The organism is Rhizobium favelukesii (genome assembly GCF_000577275.2).
Taxonomy (GTDB): Bacteria; Pseudomonadota; Alphaproteobacteria; order Rhizobiales; family Rhizobiaceae; genus Rhizobium; species Rhizobium favelukesii.
In genome coordinates this window covers 2,990,280-3,011,512 of the sequence record NZ_HG916852.1, presented here as the reverse complement: position 1 = coordinate 3,011,512, position 21,233 = coordinate 2,990,280, and the positions used below count along the sequence as shown (strand labels likewise).

The window sequence follows — 21,233 nt, the reverse complement described above, 5'->3', positions numbered from 1 at the left end:
CATGTGAACTTACCAATCCGGTTCATTCTAGAGCCGGATTGGCGGAGCATTTTCCGCGCTATCGAAAAAAAGGATGAAGACCGTGCTCATTTCGCAGATCAAGGGTTCGAACGGAGAGATCATCGTCGCCGTGCGCGAGCCGGGCGGTATCGCGAAAGCCGTCAAGAACGCCGGCAGCGTCTACGCGCTGGCCATGGAAGCAGCAAATGGCGGCAAGTCGCTGGTTTCCGTGATCGAAGCGCATGGCCTCGGCGATGCGGTTGATCTCGAAAAGGCGTATGCCGAAGGCAAGTTTCTGCCGCCGATGACGCATCCTGATGCTGCGCACCTGCATCTGACGGGCACCGGTCTTACGCATCTGGGTTCGGCCGCGACGCGCGACTCGATGCACAAGAAGACCTCCGAGGCGGCTGAAGAGACGCTCACCGACTCGATGAAGATGTTCAAGATGGGCCTTGAGAACGGCAAGCCGAAAGCCGGCGAGAAGGGCGTTCAGCCCGAGTGGTTCTACAAGGGCAACGGCTACGGCTCGGCCGCTCCCGGCACGCCGCTGGTCTCGCCTTCCTTCGCGCTCGACGGCGGCGAAGAGCCTGAAATGGCCGGCATCTATGTGATTGCGGAAGACGGCACGCCGTTCCGCATCGGTTTCGCTCTGTCGAACGAATTCTCCGATCACGTCACCGAGCGGATCAACTACCTCTACCTCGCGCATTCCAAGCTGCGTCCGGCAAGCTTCGGCCCGGAAATCCGCATCGGCGCGGCACCGGACGACATCCGCGGCACCTCGCGGATCAAGCGCGGCGACAAGGTGATCTTCGAGAAGCCCTTCCTTTCGGGCGAGGCGAACATGTCGCACACCTTCGCCAACCTCGAATATCACCACTTCAAATACGGCCTGTTCCGCGTGCCGGGCGACGTTCACGTCCATATGTTCGGCACTGCGACGCTCTCCTTTGCGGAAGGCATAAAGGCGGAAGAGGGCGACGTCTTCGAAATCGAAGTCGCCGAATTCGGCCTGCCGCTGCGCAACCCGCTTAAGATTGCCGCCGAAGAAGAGATTGCCGTCAAGCAGCTCTGATTTCGAAAAGGCCCGGGCGCTTTGCGTCCGGACCGTTTTTCATAGAACGGTGAAGGAGGCCCAATCAGCCCATGACCATTTATCAAAACCTAATTGCCGGCGAATGGGTCGGCTCGGACGCGACCAAGAACATCAATCCGTCGGATACCAACGAGGTTGTCGGCCTCTATGCGGATGGTACGGTCGAAGACACCAAGAATGCCATTGCCGCCGCCAAGGCAGCCTTCCCGGCATGGTCGCGCTCCGGCATCTGGGAACGTCACGTCATCCTCAAAAAGGCCGGTGACGAGATCATGGCGCGCAAGGACGAGGTCGGCGCCCTGCTTGCCCGCGAAGAGGGCAAGACGCTACCCGAAGCGATCGGCGAGACGATCCGCGCTTCGCAGATTTTCGAATTCTTCGCCGGTGAAGCGCTGCGGCTCGCAGGCGAGATCATTCCGTCGGTCCGTCCGAATATCGGCGTCGAGATCACCCGTGATCCGCTCGGCGTCATTGGCATCATCACGCCCTGGAACTTCCCAATTGCGATTCCCGCCTGGAAGATCGCGCCGGCGCTGTGCTACGGGAACACCATCGTCTTCAAGCCGGCCGAACTCGTTCCGGGCTGCTCCTGGGCGATCGTCGACATCCTGCATCGTGCGGGCCTGCCGAAAGGCGTGCTGAACTTGGTCATGGGCAAGGGTTCGGTGGTCGGCCAGGCGATGCTCGACAGTGCAGATGTCGCCGGCATCACTTTTACCGGTTCGACCGGCACGGGACGCCGCGTCGCAGCCGCCTCGATTGAGCATAACCGCAAGTTCCAGCTCGAAATGGGCGGCAAGAACCCGATGGTCGTTCTCGATGATGCCGACCTCAACGTCGCCGTCGAGGCAGCCGCCAATTCTGGCTTCTTCTCCACCGGCCAGCGCTGCACAGCGTCGTCGCGCCTGATCGTCACCGAAGGCATCCACGACACGTTCGTCGCGTCGCTAACGGAGAAGCTGAAGACGCTGGTCGTCGACAACGCCTTGAAATCAGGCACCCACATCGGCCCGGTTGTCGACGAAAGGCAGCTCAAGACCGATACCGACTACATCGAGATCGGCAAACAAGAAGGCGCCAAGCTCGCCTTTGGCGGCGAACTCATCACCCGCGAGACGCCCGGCTTCTATCTGCAGCCGACACTCTTTACGGAAGCCACGAACCAGATGCGCATCTCGCGCGAGGAAATCTTCGGACCCGTTGTCTCCGTCATCCGCGTTAAGGATTATGAAGAGGCGCTGGCGACCGCCAACGACACGCCATTCGGCCTGTCGGCCGGGATCGCAACGACCAGCCTGAAACATGCGACGCACTTCAAGCGCAACTCCGAAGCTGGGATGGTGATGGTCAACCTGCCGACCGCAGGCGTCGATTTCCACGTTCCGTTCGGCGGCCGCAAGGGTTCGTCTTATGGCCCGCGCGAGCAGGGTAAGTACGCCGCCGAGTTCTACACGACCGTCAAGACGGCTTACACGCTGGCCTAACGAGCGCCCAAAACGATCCGAGCCGCCCTGCGGCGGCTCGGCTAATCCGATAGTGAGTTCTTCCCAGGCGAGCCGCTCAGCTCTGGCTCTGCATCTGTCCCTGATCTTCCACCTTGACAACGACAGAGAGCTTTTCTCCCGGCGTGCCGATGCGCATCCCCGAAACCGGCGCTGCATCGCGGTAGCAGAGGCCGGAGGCGACACGCACATAGCGCGCGTCAGGGCAGATATTGTTGGCGGGGTCGAAGCCGACCCAACCGAGGCCGGGGACATGCGCTTCGCCCCAGGCGTGGGTCGCCGCCTGCTCGACCTTCTCTTCCATCATCAGGTAACCGGAGACGTAGCGGGCTGGCACCCCGAGGCTCCGCGCGGCGGCGACAAAGATATGGGCGTGGTCCTGACAGACGCCGCTCTTCTTCTCCAACGCCTGCTCCGCTGTCGTTTCCGTGTCGCTCGTCCCGGGCCGGTAGGCCACCATCTCATGAATCCCGGACATCAGCGCATGCATGCGGGCGAGCTCGTTTTCGCCGCTCACGCCTTTGATCAGCTCCTTGACAAGCTTGCCGGGCTTCGTCCTCGGCGTCTCGCGCAGGAACAGCCAGAGCGGGCAGAACCCGCGGTGAGGGCCGAGGACGCCGTTTTGATCTGCTGTTTCGATTTCGCCTTCGGCGACGATGCGTGTCGTCCGCTGCTCACCGTCGAGAGAGACCAGGTTGACGTGGTTGCCGAACTGATCGTCATACTCGACTTCAGGCTTGGCGCCTTCGACATGTAGCGACCAGTTGAGGACCGTTTGCCCAACCATGGTCGGCGGCGTCAGTCGCAGCCGCTGCAGCGAGAAGGTTGACGGTTCGTCGTAGTGATATTCGGTGACGTGGCTGATCTTAAGTTTCATGTGATGCCCGCCTATACGTAGAACCGGTAGCCGTCGGAAATTTCCATGCCGAGCTGGTTGTTGCGCGTGACGAAATCCTCGAGAAATTCATGCAGGCCCTGATCCATGATCTCCTTGATGGCACGTGTCTGGAGCGTCTTGCGGATGGCGTCTGCCGTGCCGTGCGCCGGCAGCCGCTCGCCGTAGTCCTTGGCGAGATAGCCGAGTTCGCTGACGATCTTCTCGTAGCAGTAGGCGAGCGAGCGCGGCATCTGGCCATTGAGGATCAGGAAGTCGGCGATGTTCATGGCGCGATACTCCCCGTCATAGGCCCAGCTATAGGAGCGGTGGGCGGAGACCGACCGCAGGATCGATTCCCACTGGATATTGTCGATCGACGTGCCGACGGCAGAGACCGAGGGCAGCAGCACATAGTACTTCACGTCGAGAATGCGGCTCGTATTGTCGGCGCGCTCGATGAAGGTGCCGATGCGCGCGAAGTTATAGAGCTCGTTTCTGAGCATGGAACCATGGAAGGCGCCGCGGATTAGCCCGGCGCGATGCTTGATGGCATCGATTGCTTCAGGCAGTTCCGCCGGCTTCAGCCTCTTGGAGAGCAGAGCCTTGAGTTCGATCCAGAACTCGTTGGTCGCCTCCCAGGTTTCGCGGGTCAGCGCCGTGCGCACCATACGGGCATTGTTTCGCCCGTAGTCGACGCAGGACATGACGCTCGAGGGATTGGTGCGATCGCGCAGCAGGTAGTCGATGGCATCAGCGCTTGTCAGCTTGCTGTGGCCTTCGTCGTAGGTCTCGCGCACGCCCGCACTTTGCAGGACGCCATCCCAATCGTCGTCACCGGTTCCGCTTCGTGTCAGCGACATGCGAAGACCGGCATCGATGAGGCGCGCGATGTTCTCGGCGCGCTCGAAGTAACGGAACATCCAGTAGAGTCCGTTTGCGGTTCTTCCGAGCATCAGTCCTCCAATACCCAGGTATCTTTTGTGCCGCCGCCCTGGCTGGAGTTGACCACCAGCGAACCCTGTTTCAGGGCTACACGGGTCAGACCGCCGGGGATGATCTGCACCTTGTCGGAGACGAGAACATAGGGGCGCAGGTCCACATGGCGCGGCGCAATTCCCTTGTTGACGAGGATTGGCACGGTCGAAAGCGAAAGCGTCGGCTGTGCGATGTAGTTGGCAGGCTTCGCCTTCAACTTCTCGCCAAAGTCGGCGCGTTCCTTCTTCGAAGCTGTCGGGCCGACGAGCATGCCATAACCGCCTGAACCGTGTACTTCCTTGACGACGAGTTCTTCCAGATGCTCGAGCACGTATCTGAGGCTTTGCGGCTCGGAACAGCGCCAGGTCGGCACGTTTTCCAGGATCGGCTTGCGCCCAGTGTAGAACTCGACGATCTCGGGCATATAGGAATAGATCGCCTTGTCGTCCGATATGCCGGTACCGGGTGCATTGGCGATGGTGATGTTACCGGAGCGGTAGACATCCATGATCCCCGGGATGCCGAGCGCGGAATCCGGTCGGAAGGTGAGGGGATCGAGGAAGTCGTCGTCGACGCGGCGGTAGAGCACGTCGATCGCCTCGTAGCCGCGCGTTGTGCGCATCTTCACCTTGCCGTCGATGACGCGCAAATCCGAGCCTTCGACAAGCTCGACGCCCATCGTGTCGGCCAGGAACGAGTGCTCGTAATACGCCGAATTGTAGATCCCGGGGGTCAAAACGGCGACGCGCGGCTTGCCCTTGCAGCCCGGAGGCGCAAGCGATGCCAGGCTCTGGCGCAGCAGGTAGGGATAGTCCTCGACCGGCCGGACCTTGTTGGTGTGGAACAGTTCCGGGAACATCTGCATCATCGTTTCCCGGTTTTCCAGCATGTAGCTGACACCGGAAGGCGTGCGGGCGTTGTCCTCCAGCACGTAGAATTCATCCTCGCCGGTGCGCACGATATCGGTGCCGACGATGTGGGTGTAGACCCCTCCGGGCGGCCGGAAGCCGATCATCTCGGGCAGGAAGGTATCGTTCCTCTCGATCAGCTCACGCGGAATGCGCCCGGCGCGAATGATTTCCTGTTTGTGGTAGATGTCATCGAGAAAGGCGTTGAGGGCAATGACCCGCTGCTCGATGCCCTGAGCGAGCTTGCGCCATTCGCGGCCGGAAATGATGCGGGGGATGATGTCGAAGGGGATGAGCTTTTCGGAGGAGTCAGCGTGTCCGTAGACCGCAAATGTAATGCCAGTCTTGCGGAAGATGTTTTCCGCGTCCTGCGATTTGGCAATCAGATGCGTTCGATCTTGGCTATTGTACCACTCAAAGTATTTTTCATATGGCGGACGCGGACTTTCGTCCGCGGTGATCATTTCATCAAATGCCAAAGGTGTGGCTCCCCTTTTTTGTTCATTTGAATACAATGCAAATAGCAATGCAAGAACCATGCACAGTTTGAAGGCGAGATTCGTAAAAACCTTCCGACGGCCAAAACAGTCGAAAAACTGGGCATTTATCGAAAGCAGGCGTCGGCGCTCCTGTCGTCAATCCTCAGCGATCGCTCAAAATGTGAGCAGTTGATCATTTTCAAATCGGCATCCGATTCAATTTCGGGCGCAGGGTCGGATGGAGGCTGCGCCCAGCATCAACGAAACTTCAGGTAAGGATCAGCGGTTCGCCTTTGACGGGCAGCCCATCGGTCGGCTATCCCCACCGCAATCCATTGCCCCCAGGATCAATTTATGTCGCTTGATCGCTTTGCACCCGCCATTTTCGTTCTTCTCTGGTCGACCGGCTGGGTCGTGGCGAAATACGCCGCCCTCCACTCGGAGCCCTTTACCTTCCTTGCGGTGCGTTACGCGTTGTCGGGGCTGGCGTTTTTCAGCCTTTGCCTGGTGATGCGCGCGGCGTGGCCCGGCAGGGCGGTTGCTTTCAAGGCGGTCTATTCCGGTGTGTTCCTGCATGGCTTCTATCTCGCCGGCCTATGGTGGGCGATCGCGAATGGCGTGCCGGCGGGGGTATCAGGCATCATTGCCGCCCTGCAGCCGCTTCTCACGGCAATGGCTGCGCCGCTGCTCGTCGGCGAGCGCCTGCAGGGCGTCCAGAGGCTTGGTCTGCTGCTCGGTTTCCTCGGCATCGCCATGGCGATATCGCCGAAGCTCTTCGATCCCGCCACCGCTGATCTGGCGCATGCGGCGCTGCCGTTGGCAATCAACCTTATCGCCATGTGTTCCGTCACTTACGGAACGCTCTATCAAAAGAAACATCTGCAGACCGGCAACCTTCTGCCGATCGCCACGCTACAATATGTCGGTGCGTTGATCGTCACGTTGCCGCTGATGCTTACTTTCGAGCGCATGCATTTCGATGCGTCGGCGCAGGCCATCGCGGCGCTCATCTGGTCGGTATTCGGGCTCTCGATGGGCGGCGTCGGACTGCTGCTCTATCTCATCCGTCGCGGTCAGGTCTCGCGGGCGGCTTCGCTCATCTATCTGATGCCGCCAACGGTGGCGCTCGAGGCCTTTATCGCTTTCGGCGAGCCGCTGACGCTGCCCCTGATCCTCGGCACCATCGTGGTCGTTGCCGGCGTCTATCTGACGAACCGACCGGCGAGCGTGCCTTCACGAGATATGGCCACGATGAGGCGCGCCTAGATATCGCCGCCTGAAAAGGCGATCAGGTTTGCATCCGGATCCCGCACGATGAAGGTGCGTGCACCCCATGGCTCGGTCCGTAGAGACTGATGAAACGGGACACCGGCCGCCTGATATTCCAGGAACAACGGCTTCGGATCGTCGAGTGTCAGGGTTGCGGAAAGGGCATCGACCTCTCGGGCTCTGAAGCCGGCATCGAAAGCTGGCACGCCGACCTTTCGCAGATTCAAGCAGGCGCCATCGCGAAAGACCTGGGCATAAAACGGCGGCTCTCCATAGGAAAATGCGACTTTAAAGCCGAGCTGCTGGACATAAAACCGGAATGCGGCATCGAGGTCGGCGACGAAGAGTTGCGGCTGCGCCGATATGATAAGCGAGCCGTTGCTATTGAGGACTGGCGTGTCTGTCATGGCTTCGATCCCTTTGATCAGCGCCGGCCAATTCGCAAAGCCATGCTTTCTGGCAACAAGCTCCTGGGCGTCGCTGAGCTTGAAATCTGCGTCCAGTATCTCTCGATCGCTTTGGTCTCGATATCCGGGCAGGATCCACCTGATTTGCGCCGCCACGGGATAGTACCGTTGGCGATGCCATCGCAGGTAGGTCTTGGCTTGCTTTCGAAGGTTTTCGATATTGGGCATGGGCGCGCACTACATTCGACGTTGTCGTAGGCGGGCAACGCCCCTCCGGCCTGAGGCCGACGCGCCCTACAGCAGCACCCTCATGCTAACGCAGCTGACCGGTTGCTACAAGGTAGGATTGAAATAATGGGAATCGATCTGGCGCCTCAAGACGCACGTTTTGAAGGGCGGGATTTCTCCCGCCCCCTCTCTTTAATCAGGCGCGTTCGCGGCGCTGACCACCGTTGCCACCGCGCGAAGGGCGGCGGTTGCCGCCGTTGCCTTCGCGACGTTCGCCGCGCTCGCCACCGCCGGCATTGGCTTGCGCGCCGCGGTCTTCACCGTGCTTGCGGGCCGCACGACCGTGGGCGTTGCGTGCGCCACCGCCGGGATGATGACGGTTTGCATCACTGCCATTGGCATGGTTGCCATGTTGCGGGCGCTGCGAATTGCGGGCCGCACGGAAGTCGGACGTCGTGGCCAGATCATTGTCGGGACCGACGGCAGGCGTAGGCTCGCCACGGCGCTGGCCGCGGAAGTCCTCGTTGCGCTGGGACTGGGGTTGGCGCTCCGGACGCGGACGACGCTCGCGCCGTTCCTCGTTGTTGGCGCGCACTTCGCCGCCTTCGCCTTCGCGACGCGGACGACGCTCCGGACGACCGCCCGAGCGGTTATGTTCGCCACGGCCTTCGCCGCCGCGACCTTCACCGCCACGACCCTGGCCGCGGTTGCCGCCATTGCCGTTGCCATTGCCGCGGCGTGGGGTCGCGTTCATGTTGGCAGGGGCTTCGCCGCTGGCAACGGCGATGTTGATGCTCATCAGGCGCTCGATGTCGCGCAGCAGGCGCGACTCGTCAGGCGCGCAGAAGGCAATCGCGATGCCGTCGCGACCGGCACGGGCCGTACGGCCGATACGGTGGACATAGGCTTCGGCGACTTCAGGCAGGTCGTAGTTGTAGACGTGGCTGACGGCCGGAATGTCGATGCCGCGGGCAGCGACGTCGGTGGCGATCAACGTCTTGATGTCGCCGTCCTTGAAGGCCTTGAGGGCGCGCTCGCGCTGGCCCTGGCTCTTGTTGCCGTGGATCGAGGCAACGGAATAGCCGACATGCTCGAGGTGCTTCATCAGCTTCTCGGCGCCGTGCTTGGTGCGCAGGAATACGATGGCCCGGCCATCGGGGTTTTCGGAGAGCGACTTCTTCAGGAGATCGGTCTTGTCGTTCTTGCCGTTGACGAAGTGAACATACTGTTCGACCTTGTCGGCAGCCTTGCCGGGAGGCGTGACTTCGACCTTGACCGGATCGGTCAGGAAGTCGGCAGCGAGATCGGCGATCGCCTTCGGCATGGTGGCCGAAAACAGCATGGTCTGGCGCTTCTTCGGCACCATTTTGGAGATCTTGCGCAGGTCGTGCACGAAGCCGAGGTCGAGCATCTGGTCGGCTTCGTCGAGCACAAGGTAGCGCACGGCGGTGAGGCCGATGGCGCGACGGTTGACGAGGTCGAGCAGGCGGCCCGGCGTGGCAACGAGAATGTCCGTGCCCTTTTCAAGCTGCAACTGCTGCTTGTTGATCGACACGCCGCCGACGACGACGTTGATGCGCAGATGAGACTTGCGCAGGAAGTTCTTCAGGTTCTGGGCGATCTGGTTCACCAGTTCGCGGGTCGGCGCCAGGATCAGCGTACGGGTCGTGCGGTTGTCCGGGCGGCGTTCTTCGGGGATGAGCTTTTCGATCAGCGGCAGGCCGAAGGCAGCCGTCTTGCCGGTGCCGGTCTGGGCGAGGCCGATGAGGTCACGGCCTTGAAGGAGAAGCGGGATTGCCTTTTCCTGGATAGGGGTCGGCGTTTCGATGCCGAGCTGGAAAAGTGTAGCGACGATCGGCTTGGACACACCAAGCGATTCAAAATTGGTCAAGTCATAACCTTTTTAGGGCGCGCCAAAACAAATCCGCCGGATCGCAGAGTGCGGCCCGGTGTCATTCTGGCGTCAAGAACCCCGCGTGAAGTGGGAACTTGTCTTGTTGGAAAAAGCTTTCCAGCGCTTCTGCCGCGTCTTGGGATGCGGCCTGTATGAAATGCGCTTTTGTCCTTCTTCCTGCATCCTATTTGCTGGCAGGGGCACGCTCACGCGGCGGCCGGAAGGTGAAAGCTGGCCTGCATTTGGTCTAGTTCGGGCCAAAAGTCAAGAGCACCGGTTCAGGGAGCGGCGGCCGCAAAGCCCGGCCACGCCCCCAAGCCACGCAGATCTCAGTAGCAGACCCTTGTCCGGTAAGCTTCGCCCCAACCGCTGCGTCGCCATTCGATATGGCAGCGAGGCGCGTAGTAGTACCGCGAATAGTAGGGTCTGTAGGGGCTCCGATACGCCGAATAAGGCCTGTAGTACGGTCTGTAGCCGTAGTAAGGCCTATAATAGGAGTTGTAGTAGGGCCTGTAGTATGGCCTGTAGTACGCGCCCGGGTAGTAGCCATAATAAGGGTAGGGGCGTGCAACCTGCGACAGCAGAATGCCGCCGACGGCTCCAGCGGCGACGCCACCCCAGAAGTCACTGTTGGCATTTGCGGGTGTTGCCGGGATGAGGGATGCACCAGTCAGGATCAATGCCATTAAGCCCGCCGCCACGCTTTTATGAAGTACGGACATGGTCGTCTCCTTTCGCAGACGAAGCTTGTTCTTGAAGCCGTCAGGCAAAACCGTTCGGGTATACGGGCCAACTGAACGGGTCCATTCTAGAAACGAGTGAAACTATACCACAATTCCGGGATGTTTACTCGATTTGGTCCGCTGCCACGGATGATCGCTGATCGACCGTGCCCGGCGAAAGCGCGGATTGCTCGCGCCTGTTCGAGGCCGGCGACAATTATGGTTAAAGCCTTGTTAAAGAGCGCCCGTTTATAGTCGATCGATGCACAAGCTTTTCCTGACCGAGGACCAATTTTGACATCGAGCGGGGACCTTCTCGAACTGGCCTGCCGCCGGATCGCGGATCTGGAGCACCCTGCCTATGTCAAGAACAGTGAGCTTCGCTACGTGGCCGTCAACGAGGCCTATGCGTCCTTCTTCGGAAAGGAAATCTCCGATTTCATCGGGCGCAGGAGCCGCGAACTCGTTGATACGCCGGAAGACCAGATCCGCGAGGACAAGGAACGGCGTGCTCTCGTCTTCGCAAGCGAGGAAAGTGCCGTTTGCTTCGACGCCGGTGCTGTCGGGCATGAGCGGGTGCGAATAGAGAGCTTCTCGCCGTCCGAAGACCGTGTCTACATATTGGGTCTTTTCGAAAGGAAGGCCTTGCGTCATGGCAGCGATAGCCGTTCGGCGTCGGCCTTGGCACGCAGCCAGGCTCTGACAGAGGATCTCCAAAACATCCTTCGCGCTCTTCCCGTCGGCGTCATGATCCTCGACGACAAGCGCAATGTTCTCTACGCCAATGACGAGTTCTACGATGTCTGGGATCTACCGCGCGACCACCGCTTTGACGGCTGGGCCTTCATCGACGTGATCCGTCATAGTCACGAGCTCGGACGCTACGGCGCCAGGTTGACACCTGAACAGATCCTTGCGCGGCGTGAGGCGCATTTCCAGGCGGCTGAGAGGCGACAGCAGCCGGTGGAACTCGGCTGGGTTGGCGGCAAGCGAGTGCTTTTCGATGGCCGAGGTCTCTCCAATGGCCGGGTTCTGCTTTCCTATGCTGATGTGACTGCGGTCCGTGAGCGCGAAAAGGAAGTCCACGAAACGCGCGCAGCGCTCGAGCATCTGGGCGATCTGATGCACGACGCGACACGTGCGATGTCCCAGGGCCTTTTGATCGTGCAGGACGGGATCATCCTACTCGCCAGCGACCCACTCAGCGACATCCTCGCCATTCCGCCCGAGTACCTGGCTGTCGGCCGGGGATGGATCGACCTCTTCCGGTTCTGCGCTCGACGTGGGGATTTTCATGGTCAGGAGGATGAAATTCTCACGACTTGGCGTGACAACATCGCGGCCAAGAAACCGATCTCGACGCCATTCCATGTCGCCGGAGAGCGTTGGGTCAACCTGGATGCTACCATCAGTGAGCGCCAGCATTGGATTGCGCTGTTCACCGACGTTACCGAAGCAAAGGAGCGCGAGGCCGAGCTCGAGCGGCTCCTGTCACGGGCGGAAGCCGCCGATCGCGTCAAATCGGAGTTCCTGGCGAACATGAGCCATGAGATCCGGACACCCATGAACGGTGTTCTCGGCATGGCTGAATTGCTGGCGAAGACCAATCTCGATACGCGTCAGAAGACGTTCATCGATATCATCGTCAAATCAGGCAATGCGCTAGTGACGATCATCAACGACATTCTTGATTTCTCCAAGATCGATGCCGGCCAGATGACGCTCCGGCACACGACGTTCGACCTGGTCGAGGCGATCGAGGATGTTGCGACCCTTCTGTCGTCACCGGCAGCCGAAAAAAACATAGAGCTGCTGGTGCGCACGGCGCCTGATTTGCCGTCGGCCGTGATCGGCGACGCGGGGCGCTTCCGGCAGATCATCGCCAATCTCGTCGGCAATGCCGTGAAGTTCACGGAGCGTGGTCACGTCCTTGTGGACGTCGGCTTCACACCGGGCGCGCCAGACGAGTTCATGGCGAACATCCGGGTTAAGGATACCGGCATCGGCATTCCGGGCGACAAGCTCGAGTCCATTTTTGACAAGTTCTCGCAAATCGACGCATCCTCCACGCGTCGCCACGAGGGAACCGGACTTGGCCTTGCCATCACGGCAGGACTGGTCGACTTGTTTGGCGGCAACCTCGAGGTGGACAGTCAGCCGGGGGAAGGCTCGGTCTTTACCGTGAACCTGCCTTTCGTCGTGGCCGCGGCGCGCCTGGCAAAGCCGCTGCCCGTCAACGTCAGGGGTGCGCGTGTTCTCATCGTCGACGACAACGTGGTCAACCGACAGATTTTAACCGAGCAATTGGCGCTTTGGGGCTTCGATGGCGCGGCAGCCGAAGACGGACCCGCGGCATTTGCAATCCTCGAGGCTGCGGACGAGTTTGGTATAGGGATCGATGCAGTCGTGCTCGACGACCCGATACCGGGCATGAATGGTGCCGAGATCGCACGGAAACTGCGCATCGACAGGCGCTTCGAGCGTCTGCCGATCATCTTTCTCACGTCGATGGGCATTTCCGGGGCCGAAAAAGAGTTCGCAGCGCTTAACGGCCAAGCCTATCTGATGAAGCCGGCGCGGGCCAGCGTGCTGAGGAACACCATTGTTGACGTCGTGCGTGCGAGCCGGGCGAAGCAGATTGCCGCTGTTGTCACCATGCCGCCCAGCGTTCAGGCGGCACCGCCGCCGCTCCCCAAGGTCCAACCTCGCGAACGTGCACCGCGCGAGTTCATCGATGTGCTGGTTGCGGAAGACAACGAGGTCAACCAGATCGTCTTCACGCAGATATTGCAGGAAACCGGCCGCAACTTTCTCGTTGTCGGCAACGGTTGGGAGGCCGTCGAGGCATTTGACCGTTATACCCCACGCATCATCATGATGGATGTCTCGATGCCCGTGATGAACGGCCATGACGCGACGCGCGCAATACGCAATCGCGAGCGCGGACAAGGCCATCGCGTGCCAATTATCGGAGTGACAGCGCATGCGCTGGAGGCCGACCGCGATCTCTGCCTGGAGGCAGGCATGGACGATTACATGTCAAAGCCGATCAGCCCGGAACTGCTCGAAGAGAAGCTGGAGCTGTGGTTGGGCCGAAGCGAGCAACAGGCTGGGCGCTCGGCGAGCTAGGATTTGATGCCGCACAGCATCTCGCGCTTTCCGGCAAAGCCGCTTCGACGCTCCACCACAAAGCCTGCCGCAATCAGGTTGCGCCGGACAAAGCCGGCCGCGGCATAGGTCGCAAAGGTTCCGTTCGGCTTCGTCTTGTCGCAGACGAGGTGCATCAATTCCGCAGACCACATGTCGGCGTTGCGCGACGGGGCGAAGCCATCGAGATACCAGGCATCGAAGCCGGCCTCGGTGGCCGCAACGCCTTCAAGAGCGCGGCCGCAGACGACGCTGAGGGATGTCTGGTCATCAAGCCTCAGCGATACCGTTGCCTGCGGCGTTTCTGGCCATGCTGCCGCCAGGGCTTGCCGTTCGGCATCGATCTCGGTCCAATGAGAAAGCGCACGATCGATTTCCTCGCGGTGCATCGGATAAAGCTCGAACGACATGAAGTGCAGTTGCTGCCCCGTGCGCCGATTGAGCTTCCACTGGCGCCATGTCTCGGCAAAGTTCAAACCGGTGCCGAAGCCGAGCTCGCCGATCAGGAAGTCGCCGTGAACCTGCCAGCGTTGCGGCAGGCCGTTGCCGGCAAGGAAGACATGCCCGCATTCCAACCTGCCGTCAGTCTGGCAATAAAAATGGTCGCCAAAGGCCGGTGAATAGGGCATATCGCCGTCGCGCCACTCAAGCGGCTGGTGCGCGCCAGCGATTTTTTCGGGATCCGTATCTGTCATGACCAAAGCCGATAGTCCGGCCTTGTCTTCCGGTCAATCATCGACTGCCCTGCTGATCGTCGGCGGCGGGATCATGGGGCTGTGGGCGGCAGTTCACGCGGAGCGTCTCGGCATCGATGCGTTGCTCGTCGACGCCGATCGGCTCGGCCACGGCGCAAGCGGTGGCCTGCTGGGAGCCCTCATGGCGCATATGCCGGACAAGTGGAACGCCAAGAAGCAATTTCAGTTCGATGCGCTGGTTTCGCTGGAAGCGGAGATTGCAGCGTTGGAACAGCAGACGGGCCTTTCCACCGGCTATCGCCGCTCAGGGCGTCTCATTCCGTTGCCGAAGCCGCATTTGCGTAAGATCGCGCTTGGCCATTCCCGGGATGCTGAGGAGCGCTGGATCGCGGGCGAGCGGCGCTTCCACTGGCATGTGCTCGACAGGCCTCCCCAAGAGAATTGGCTCGACGGAGCGGCTGGCCAAAGTGGCTTCGTGCACGACACGCTTGCCGCCAGAGTTGCCCCGCTCTCTCTCATCGCTGTACTCGCTGCATTCCTGCGTGACGCACGGCATGTCCGCGTTGCCGAGCACGTTTCGGTCGATGGTTTCGATCTTCAGCGCAAGGTCGCAAAGACCAGCATGGGCGACGTTACTTTCAGCCAATGCATTGTGGCCGCGGGCCACCAATCCTTTCCCTTGCTCGAGCGCAGCACCGGGGGTCTTTCAAGGCCGCTCGGCCAGCCCGTCAAAGGCCAGGCGGCATTGCTGAAAGTCGACGTGGACCCGTCCATGCCGACGATCTTCCGCGATGGGCTGTATATTGTTGCGCATGAGGGCGGTCATGTCGCCATCGGCAGCACGAGCGAGGTTCGCTTCGACGAGCCGTTCTCGACCGATCGACAGCTGGACGCACTGATTGAGGCAGCCGCACAACTGGTGCCGGCATTGCAAGGCGCGCCCATTGTCGAACGATGGGCCGGTCTGCGGCCGAAGGCGATCGACCGTGATCCGATGGTTGGCGCGCATCCAGATCATGACAGCCTTGTCGCCTTGACGGGCGGCTTCAAGGTCAGCTTCGGTCTGGCGCACCATCTGGCGGCGGTCGCGGTCCACCTGGCCGCCGGTCGTCAGCCGCCCTTTGCGCTGCCCGAAAGCTTCCTGCTTGCCAATCACATCCGCGTAGCGTCACGCTAAACGTGAATTAGCGTTTCCTGCCTTTCGTCAATCTGTCACGCAAATCACCTATCTGCTAGCGCAATCGCGGCGCCGACGGAGGGCTGCGCCGTTTGTCTACGGAGGAAATGTGATGCGCTATGCGATTTGCTTCACGCCCGCTGCGAGCGACCCGCTCTCATATGTGGCCGCAAATTGGTTGGGTCGGAACGTGTTTTCCGGCGAGACGGTCGAGCCGACCGCAATACGCGGCCTGAGCATTCACGAGATCGCTTTCCATACGGCGATGCCGCGCCGCTATGGTTTTCACGGTGTCCTGAAGGCACCCTTTCGCCTTGCCGCCGATGTGACGGAGGCGCAACTTTTGCGCGATCTTATGCGCTTCTGCGGCACACTGACGCCGTTTCACATCAATCGTCTGGAGGTGGCCCGGCTCGGTGCGTTCTACAGTCTCGTTCCGTCGCTGCCCTGCGAACACGCCCACTACCTTGCCAGTGCCGTTGTTCAGGAGTTCGATCGATTCCGCGCGCCGTTGAGCGAGGCGGAAATCGAGCGGACCGATCCGGGTGGTCTATCTGCGGCGCAGTTCGCCAATCTGCACCGCTGGGGAAGCCCCTATGTGATGGACGAATTTCGTTTTCACATGCCGCTGACCGGCCCCGTCAGCCACTGCGACATGCCACGGGTCGAGCAGGCGCTTCGGGCCGTCTTCGAGCCGGTACTTGCCGATCGCGTGAAGGTCGCCAACGTTGCGTTGATGATCGAGGAAGGGAATGGCGGGCCGTTTCGCGTGCATTCGCTGCATCCGATGGGCAAGGTCAGCGCTCGGCGGGATCGTGTTCCTGCGTTAGCCTAAGGGTTTGTGCCGCAAAGGCGAAACTCTGTTGCGTACTTTCCGTCTCGACATTCCGTCTGCGGATGTTACCGTTTCGCCGACTTTCAGGAAGGTGATTTCATGGTATCCGAGACCTATCCGCGCAATCTCATCGGCTATGGACGCAATACGCCCGATCCGAAGTGGCCGGGCGATGCCCGCGTGGCCGTCCAGTTCGTCATCAATTACGAAGAGGGCGGCGAGAGCTGCATTCTAGACGGCGATCCGGCCTCCGAAAACCTTCTGTCGGAAATCGTCGGCGCTGCACCCTGGCAGAGCCAACGCAACCTCAACATGGAGTCGATCTATGAATATGGCTCGCGCGCCGGTTTCTGGCGGTTGTGGCGCCTGTTCACGGAACTCAAGGTACAGGCGACCGTTTATGGCGTGACGCTCGCCATGGCGCGCAACCCCGAGGCCGTCGCGGCCATGAAGGAAGCCGGCTGGGAAATCGCCAGCCATGGCTACCGCTGGCTGGAATACAAGGACTTCCAGGAAGACGTCGAGCGCAAGCATATTCAGGAAGCCGTGCGCCTGCACACGGCGCTGACCGGCGAGCGTCCCTACGGCATGTATCAGGGCAAGCCCTCGGACAACACGCTGCGTCTCGTTATGGAAGAGGGAGGGTTCCTCTATTCTTCTGACTCCTATGCCGACGACCTGCCGTTTTGGGTGAAGGGCATCGATGACAATCCGTTCCTCATCATTCCCTATACGCTCGAAACCAACGACATGCGGTTTGCCACGCCACAGGGCTTCAATTCGGGCGACCAGTTTTTCACCTACCTCAAGGATGCCTTTGATACGCTGTATGACGAAGGCAAGGCAGGCAGCCCCAAGATGATGTCGGTCGGCCTGCACTGCCGACTTGTCGGTCGCCCGGGCCGCGCGGCGGCGCTGAAGCGGTTCATGGAATACGTGCTGAAGCATGACAAGGTGTGGATCCCGCGGCGCATCGAGATCGCACAGCACTGGCATGCCCACCACAAGCCGGAGACGATCTGATGCTTTCGCGGGACGAGTTCGTATCACGTTATGGCGGCGTCTTTGAGCATTCGCCGTTCGTTGCCGAGCGCACCTATGACGACGGTTTCATCGGTGATGAACTGACCGTGGATCGTGTGCACACGGCGCTCGTCGCCATCTTTCGTGCAGCAAGCCCGGAAGAGAGGCTCGGCGTGCTGCGCGCTCATCCCGATCTTGCCGGGCGCCTTGCGATAGCAGGCGAGCTGACGGAAGACAGCAAAAAGGAACAGGCCGGCGCCGGGCTCGATCGCCTGAGCGCCGAGGAGCACGCACGGTTCACCGAACTCAACGCCGCCTATGTCGAAAAATTCGGCTTTCCGTTCATCATCGCCGTAAAGGGGCTGAACAAGGACGATATTCTCGCGGCCTTCGAAAAGCGCATCGACAACAGCCGCGACGAGGAGTTCACCACCGCCATGGCTGAGGTCGAGCGCATTGCGCTGCTGCGCCTCGAAACGATGTTGCCGGGGCGTTGAGACTGCCCAGTCGTACGGCTTTTCTCTTTCGCCTCCGTGACTTATAGTTGCGCCATGAAGCCCTCAGAAGTGCTGGAGAAGAACAGGCAGGCGATCCGCGAAGCGACGAAGCGCTTCAACGCGACGAACCCGCGTGTCTTCGGCTCCGTGGCGCGCGGCGAGGATCGGCCCGATAGCGATCTAGATATCTTGGTCGACACCTTGCCAGGCACGACATTGTTCGATCTTGGCGGGTTGCTGGAGGAATTGACGGAGACACTTGGCGTGAAGGTGGATCTGGTAACGCCCGGGGGTCTTCCAGACAAGATACGGGAACGCGTTCTCTTAGAAGCGATCGTCGTATGAGCACAGAACGGCTCGTGGAATATGTCGATCGTATGCAGCAAGCTGCCGAGCAGGCACGCGCGCTGACGGAGGGCATGACCGAGAACGCTTTCCAGGCCGATCTTAGAACCCAACTCGCCGTGACCATGTCACTCGTCCTCTTAGGCGAGGCCGCAGCTCGGATCGGCGTTAGCCATCCTGATTTCATCCGCGATCACGCTGAACTTCCCTGGGCAAAGATAAAGGGAATGCGCAATCTGATCGTGCACGACTACTACCGCGCGGACCTTTCGGCCATTTGGGGCACCGTGCGAAGTGATTTGACCGACCTGATCTCGCAGCTTCAATCGATACGCCATTGGCGCATCCAAGGCGAATAATCCTGTGAACCAACGTCTCGACATTCTTCCCCTCACCAAATCTGCCTTCGCGCCCTTCGGCGACGTGATCGAAGCCGATCCGGCAACGCTGCGCTATATCAACAATGGCACGACGGAGCGCTTCCATGCACTGGCCGCCGCCGAAGCAGCGGGCGAGGGCGCGCGCGTCATCATCAATCTCTTCCGCGGTCAGCCGCGTGCCTTTCCCTACGAAGTCGGCATGATGGAGCGGCATCCGTTCGGCAGCCAGAGCTTTTCGCCGATCTCCGGCCGCCCCTACCTCGTTGTCGTGTCCGAGGACGAAGGCAGGCCCGGTCGCCCTCGGGTGTTCCTGGCCCGAGGCGATCAGGGCGTGAACTATCGCCGCAATGTCTGGCATCATCCGCTGATGTCTCTCGGCGCCGCCAGCGACTTCCTCGTCGTAGACCGTGAGGGGCCCGGTAACAATCTGGAAGAATACTTCTTCGAAACCCCGTTCATCATCAGCGAGCCGATCCTATGACCGGACTGACCACACACGTTCTCGATACCGCCGCCGGCAAACCGGCCGTAGGGCTGCGGATCGATCTCTTCCATCTGGATGGGGACTTCCGTCGCCACATCAAGACGGTCAGTACAAATTCCGATGGCCGCGTCGATGGCGGACCTATCTTGATCGGCGACAGCTTTAAGGCGGGAACCTACGAACTGCTCTTCCACGCTGGCGACTACCTGCGCGCGGCGGGTATCGCCCTGCCGCATCCGGCCTTTCTGGATCTCGTGCCCATCCGTTTCGGCATCGCCGACGTGACCGCGCATTATCACGTGCCGCTGTTGATCTCGCCCTATGGCTATTCGACCTATCGCGGCAGCTAGACCATGCGTTTTGCCGCCATTGCAGACATCCATGGCAATCATCTCGCGCTGGAAGCGGTGCTTGCCGACATCGCAGCGCTGGGGATTGGCGATATCGTCAATCTCGGCGATTGCTTCAGCGGGCCGCTGACGGCGGCGCGAACCGCCGAGCGCCTGCGGGCGCTCGACATGTTGACCGTGCGCGGCAATCACGATCGCTATCTGATTGAACAGGCGCCAAAAGCCATGCATGCCTCCGACGCCGCTGCTTTCGGCCAGCTGAACGAGGAGGACCTGCAATGGCTGCGCCGCCTGCCGACAAGTGCGGTCTACCGTGACGAAATCTATCTTTGCCACGCGACGCCGGCGAACGACAACATCTACTGGCTGGAGTCCGTGTCCGTCGAAGGTCACGTATTCCTGAAGCCGCTCGCGGAGATCGAGGCGCTGGCGAAAGGCACGGATTTCCCGCTGATCCTCTGCGGCCACAGCCATATCCCGCGAATGGTCCGCCTCAGCGACAACAGGCTCATCGTCAATCCCGGTAGCGTCGGCTGCCCCGCCTATGACGATGACGCGCCACACTACCACAAGGTCGAGACCGGCCACCCCCTGGCGTCCTATTGCATCCTAGAGAAGGGCGAGGCTGGCTGGCTGCCGGACTTCCGAGCCGTTGCCTACGACCATATGGCCATGTCCTGCCTCGCCAAAGAAAACGCCCGCCCGGATTGGGCAGGCGCGCTTGCGACAGGCTGGATGCCGTAATCTACTGCCGGCCAGCGATGATTGACGAGTTGACGTCGTTGATGTCGCGCTTGCCGCAAAGAGCCATGGTGACATCCATTTCCTTGCGCAGGATGTTGAGGGCGAGTGTAACGCCATCCTTACCCATGGCGCCGAGGCCGTAGAGGAAGGGGCGGCCGATATAGGTGCCCTTGGCGCCAAGGGCGATCGCCTTCAGCACGTCCTGGCCGGAGCGAATGCCGCCGTCCAGATGCACCTCGATCTTGTGGCCGACGGCGTCGACGATATCAGGCAGCATGCTGATCGAAGAGGGAGCGCCATCGAGCTGACGGCCGCCATGGTTGGAGACGATGATGGCATCGGCGCCGGTTTCAGCTGCCGCCTTCGCATCCTCGACGTCGCAGATGCCCTTGATGATCAGCGGACCGCCCCATTGTTCCTTGATCCAGGCAACGTTGGCCCAGGAAAGCTGCGGGTCGAACTGCTCTGCCGTCCAGGACGACAGCGAGGAGAGGTCCGAAACGTTCTTGGCGTGCCCGACGATGTTGCCGAAGGTGCGGCGCTTCGTCTGTAGCATGTCCAGGCACCAGAAGGGGCGCGTCGCCATCTGCCAGATGTGCTTCGGCGTGAACTTCGGCGGTGCCGAAAGGCCGTTGCGCAGGTCCTTATGGCGCTGGCCGAGAATCTGCAGATCGGCGGTCAGGACGAGGGCAGAACACTTCGCCGCCTTGGCGCGGTTGATCAGGTTGAGCACGAAGTCCTTATCGCGCATCACGTAGAGCTGGAACCAGAAGGGCTTCGTGGTGACCGAGGCGACATCTTCGATCGAGCAGATGCTCATCGTCGACAGCGTGAAGGGAACGCCGAATTCCTCGGCGGCGCGGGCGGCCAGCATTTCGCCGTCGGCATGCTGCATGCCGGTCATGCCGGTCGGGGCAAGGGCCACCGGCATTGCCACCTTCTGGCCGATCATCGTCGTCTCCAGCGTGCGGTTCGTCATGTCGACGAGCACGCGCTGGCGCAGCTTGATCTTGGAGAAATCGCTCTCGTTCGCCTGGTAGGTCGACTCTGTCCAGGCACCGGAATCCGCATAGTCGAAAAACATCTTCGGGACGCGGCGCTGGGCGAGACTTTTCAGGTCGGCGATCGTGAGAGGAGTGGCCATGGATAAGACTTTCACATCGGAATAACGCCATGGCCCTTAACATGATTTCCGA

The 21,233-nt window shown here is 60.8% G+C and carries 21 protein-coding genes; 13 read left to right on the top strand and 8 right to left on the bottom strand.

What is annotated here, in order from left to right:
* Positions 1–82: 82 nt before the first annotated feature.
* Both araD1 and LPU83_RS53460 read left to right on the top strand, forming a co-directional pair.
* The gene (araD1, locus tag LPU83_RS53465; RefSeq protein ID WP_024317668.1) at positions 83–1,078 is read left to right on the top strand and encodes an AraD1 family protein; all 996 of its coding nucleotides are present in this window, start codon (positions 83–85) and stop codon (positions 1,076–1,078) included.
* Positions 1,079–1,149: 71 nt separating this feature from the next.
* Entirely contained in the window at positions 1,150–2,583 is a 1,434-nt protein-coding gene (locus LPU83_RS53460) for an aldehyde dehydrogenase family protein (protein WP_024317669.1), read from the top strand.
* Positions 2,584–2,659: 76 nt separating this feature from the next.
* Here LPU83_RS53460 and LPU83_RS53455 read toward each other — a convergent pair whose 3' ends face one another.
* Genes LPU83_RS53455 through LPU83_RS53445 form a run of 3 tightly spaced genes read right to left on the bottom strand, consistent with a single transcriptional unit; the run spans position 2,660 to position 5,840 of the window.
* Positions 2,660–3,478, bottom strand: a complete 819-nt coding sequence (locus tag LPU83_RS53455) for a transglutaminase family protein (protein WP_024317670.1) — start codon at positions 3,476–3,478, stop codon at positions 2,660–2,662.
* A gap of 11 nt (positions 3,479–3,489) precedes the next feature.
* Positions 3,490–4,431: an alpha-E domain-containing protein gene (locus tag LPU83_RS53450; RefSeq protein ID WP_024317671.1), complete on the bottom strand. Its 942-nt coding sequence runs from the start codon at positions 4,429–4,431 to the stop codon at positions 3,490–3,492.
* Complete coding sequence (locus LPU83_RS53445; protein ID WP_024317672.1) at positions 4,431–5,840, bottom strand: circularly permuted type 2 ATP-grasp protein; 1,410 nt, start codon at positions 5,838–5,840, stop codon at positions 4,431–4,433. The genes LPU83_RS53450 and LPU83_RS53445 overlap by 1 nt, the downstream gene beginning before the upstream one ends.
* 354 nt (positions 5,841–6,194) lie before the next feature.
* On the opposite strand from LPU83_RS53445, the gene LPU83_RS53440 reads away from it, so the two are divergent.
* Complete coding sequence (locus LPU83_RS53440) at positions 6,195–7,106, top strand: DMT family transporter (RefSeq protein ID WP_024317673.1); 912 nt, start codon at positions 6,195–6,197, stop codon at positions 7,104–7,106.
* On the opposite strand, the gene LPU83_RS53435 is transcribed toward LPU83_RS53440, so the two are convergent.
* From LPU83_RS53435 to LPU83_RS53425, 3 genes are all read right to left on the bottom strand, one after another.
* On the bottom strand, positions 7,103–7,744 hold the full coding sequence (locus LPU83_RS53435) for a VOC family protein (protein ID WP_024317674.1): 642 nt from the start codon (positions 7,742–7,744) through the stop codon (positions 7,103–7,105). The two genes, LPU83_RS53440 and LPU83_RS53435, sit on opposite strands and share 4 nt — an antisense overlap.
* Before the next feature lie 196 nt (positions 7,745–7,940).
* A complete protein-coding gene (locus tag LPU83_RS53430) occupies positions 7,941–9,635 on the bottom strand; it encodes a DEAD/DEAH box helicase (RefSeq protein WP_024317675.1) in 1,695 nt (564 codons plus the stop codon).
* A gap of 332 nt (positions 9,636–9,967) precedes the next feature.
* Entirely contained in the window at positions 9,968–10,360 is a 393-nt protein-coding gene (locus LPU83_RS53425) for a hypothetical protein (protein WP_082321224.1), read from the bottom strand.
* Positions 10,361–10,654: 294 nt separating this feature from the next.
* Here LPU83_RS53425 and LPU83_RS53420 point away from each other — a divergent pair, with 294 nt between their 5' ends.
* A complete protein-coding gene (locus LPU83_RS53420) occupies positions 10,655–13,489 on the top strand; it encodes a PAS domain-containing hybrid sensor histidine kinase/response regulator (RefSeq protein WP_024317676.1) in 2,835 nt (944 codons plus the stop codon).
* On the opposite strand, the gene mnmC2 is transcribed toward LPU83_RS53420, so the two are convergent.
* Positions 13,486–14,202, bottom strand: coding sequence for a tRNA (5-methylaminomethyl-2-thiouridine)(34)-methyltransferase MnmC2 (gene mnmC2, locus LPU83_RS53415; protein ID WP_024317677.1), 717 nt, complete (start codon positions 14,200–14,202; stop codon positions 13,486–13,488). The genes LPU83_RS53420 and mnmC2 overlap by 4 nt on opposite strands.
* Between mnmC2 and LPU83_RS53410 the strand changes: the two genes are divergently transcribed.
* The 9 genes from LPU83_RS53410 (at position 14,201) to LPU83_RS53370 (ending at position 20,037) form a co-directional block, all read left to right on the top strand.
* Complete coding sequence (locus LPU83_RS53410) at positions 14,201–15,379, top strand: NAD(P)/FAD-dependent oxidoreductase (protein WP_024317678.1); 1,179 nt, start codon at positions 14,201–14,203, stop codon at positions 15,377–15,379. The genes mnmC2 and LPU83_RS53410 overlap by 2 nt on opposite strands.
* Positions 15,380–15,491: 112 nt before the next feature.
* Positions 15,492–16,214, top strand: coding sequence for a DUF1045 domain-containing protein (locus LPU83_RS53405; RefSeq protein ID WP_024317679.1), 723 nt, complete (start codon positions 15,492–15,494; stop codon positions 16,212–16,214).
* 99 nt (positions 16,215–16,313) lie between these two features.
* Positions 16,314–17,237 carry an allantoinase PuuE gene (puuE, locus tag LPU83_RS53400; RefSeq protein ID WP_024317680.1) on the top strand — a complete coding sequence of 308 codons (924 nt, stop codon included), beginning with the start codon at positions 16,314–16,316 and terminating at the stop codon, positions 17,235–17,237.
* Entirely contained in the window at positions 17,237–17,734 is a 498-nt protein-coding gene (uraD, locus tag LPU83_RS53395) for a 2-oxo-4-hydroxy-4-carboxy-5-ureidoimidazoline decarboxylase (RefSeq protein ID WP_024317681.1), read from the top strand. The genes puuE and uraD overlap by 1 nt, the downstream gene beginning before the upstream one ends.
* Positions 17,735–17,788: 54 nt before the next feature.
* Positions 17,789–18,079: a nucleotidyltransferase family protein gene (locus tag LPU83_RS53390; protein WP_024317682.1), complete on the top strand. Its 291-nt coding sequence runs from the start codon at positions 17,789–17,791 to the stop codon at positions 18,077–18,079.
* Positions 18,076–18,438 (top strand): HepT-like ribonuclease domain-containing protein, encoded by a 363-nt coding sequence (locus LPU83_RS53385; protein WP_024317683.1) that lies wholly within the window; start codon positions 18,076–18,078, stop codon positions 18,436–18,438. Before LPU83_RS53390 ends, LPU83_RS53385 begins: the two co-directional genes overlap by 4 nt.
* A 4-nt stretch (positions 18,439–18,442) precedes the next feature.
* The gene (locus LPU83_RS53380; RefSeq protein WP_024317684.1) at positions 18,443–18,940 is read left to right on the top strand and encodes an ureidoglycolate lyase; all 498 of its coding nucleotides are present in this window, start codon (positions 18,443–18,445) and stop codon (positions 18,938–18,940) included.
* Positions 18,937–19,293: a hydroxyisourate hydrolase gene (gene uraH, locus LPU83_RS53375; protein WP_024317685.1), complete on the top strand. Its 357-nt coding sequence runs from the start codon at positions 18,937–18,939 to the stop codon at positions 19,291–19,293. The genes LPU83_RS53380 and uraH overlap by 4 nt, the downstream gene beginning before the upstream one ends.
* A gap of 3 nt (positions 19,294–19,296) precedes the next feature.
* On the top strand, positions 19,297–20,037 hold the full coding sequence (locus tag LPU83_RS53370) for a metallophosphoesterase family protein (RefSeq protein WP_024317686.1): 741 nt from the start codon (positions 19,297–19,299) through the stop codon (positions 20,035–20,037).
* Between the two features lies 1 nt (position 20,038).
* On the opposite strand, the gene LPU83_RS53365 is transcribed toward LPU83_RS53370, so the two are convergent.
* Entirely contained in the window at positions 20,039–21,181 is a 1,143-nt protein-coding gene (locus LPU83_RS53365; RefSeq protein WP_024317687.1) for an alpha-hydroxy acid oxidase, read from the bottom strand.
* Positions 21,182–21,233 lie beyond the last annotated feature (52 nt).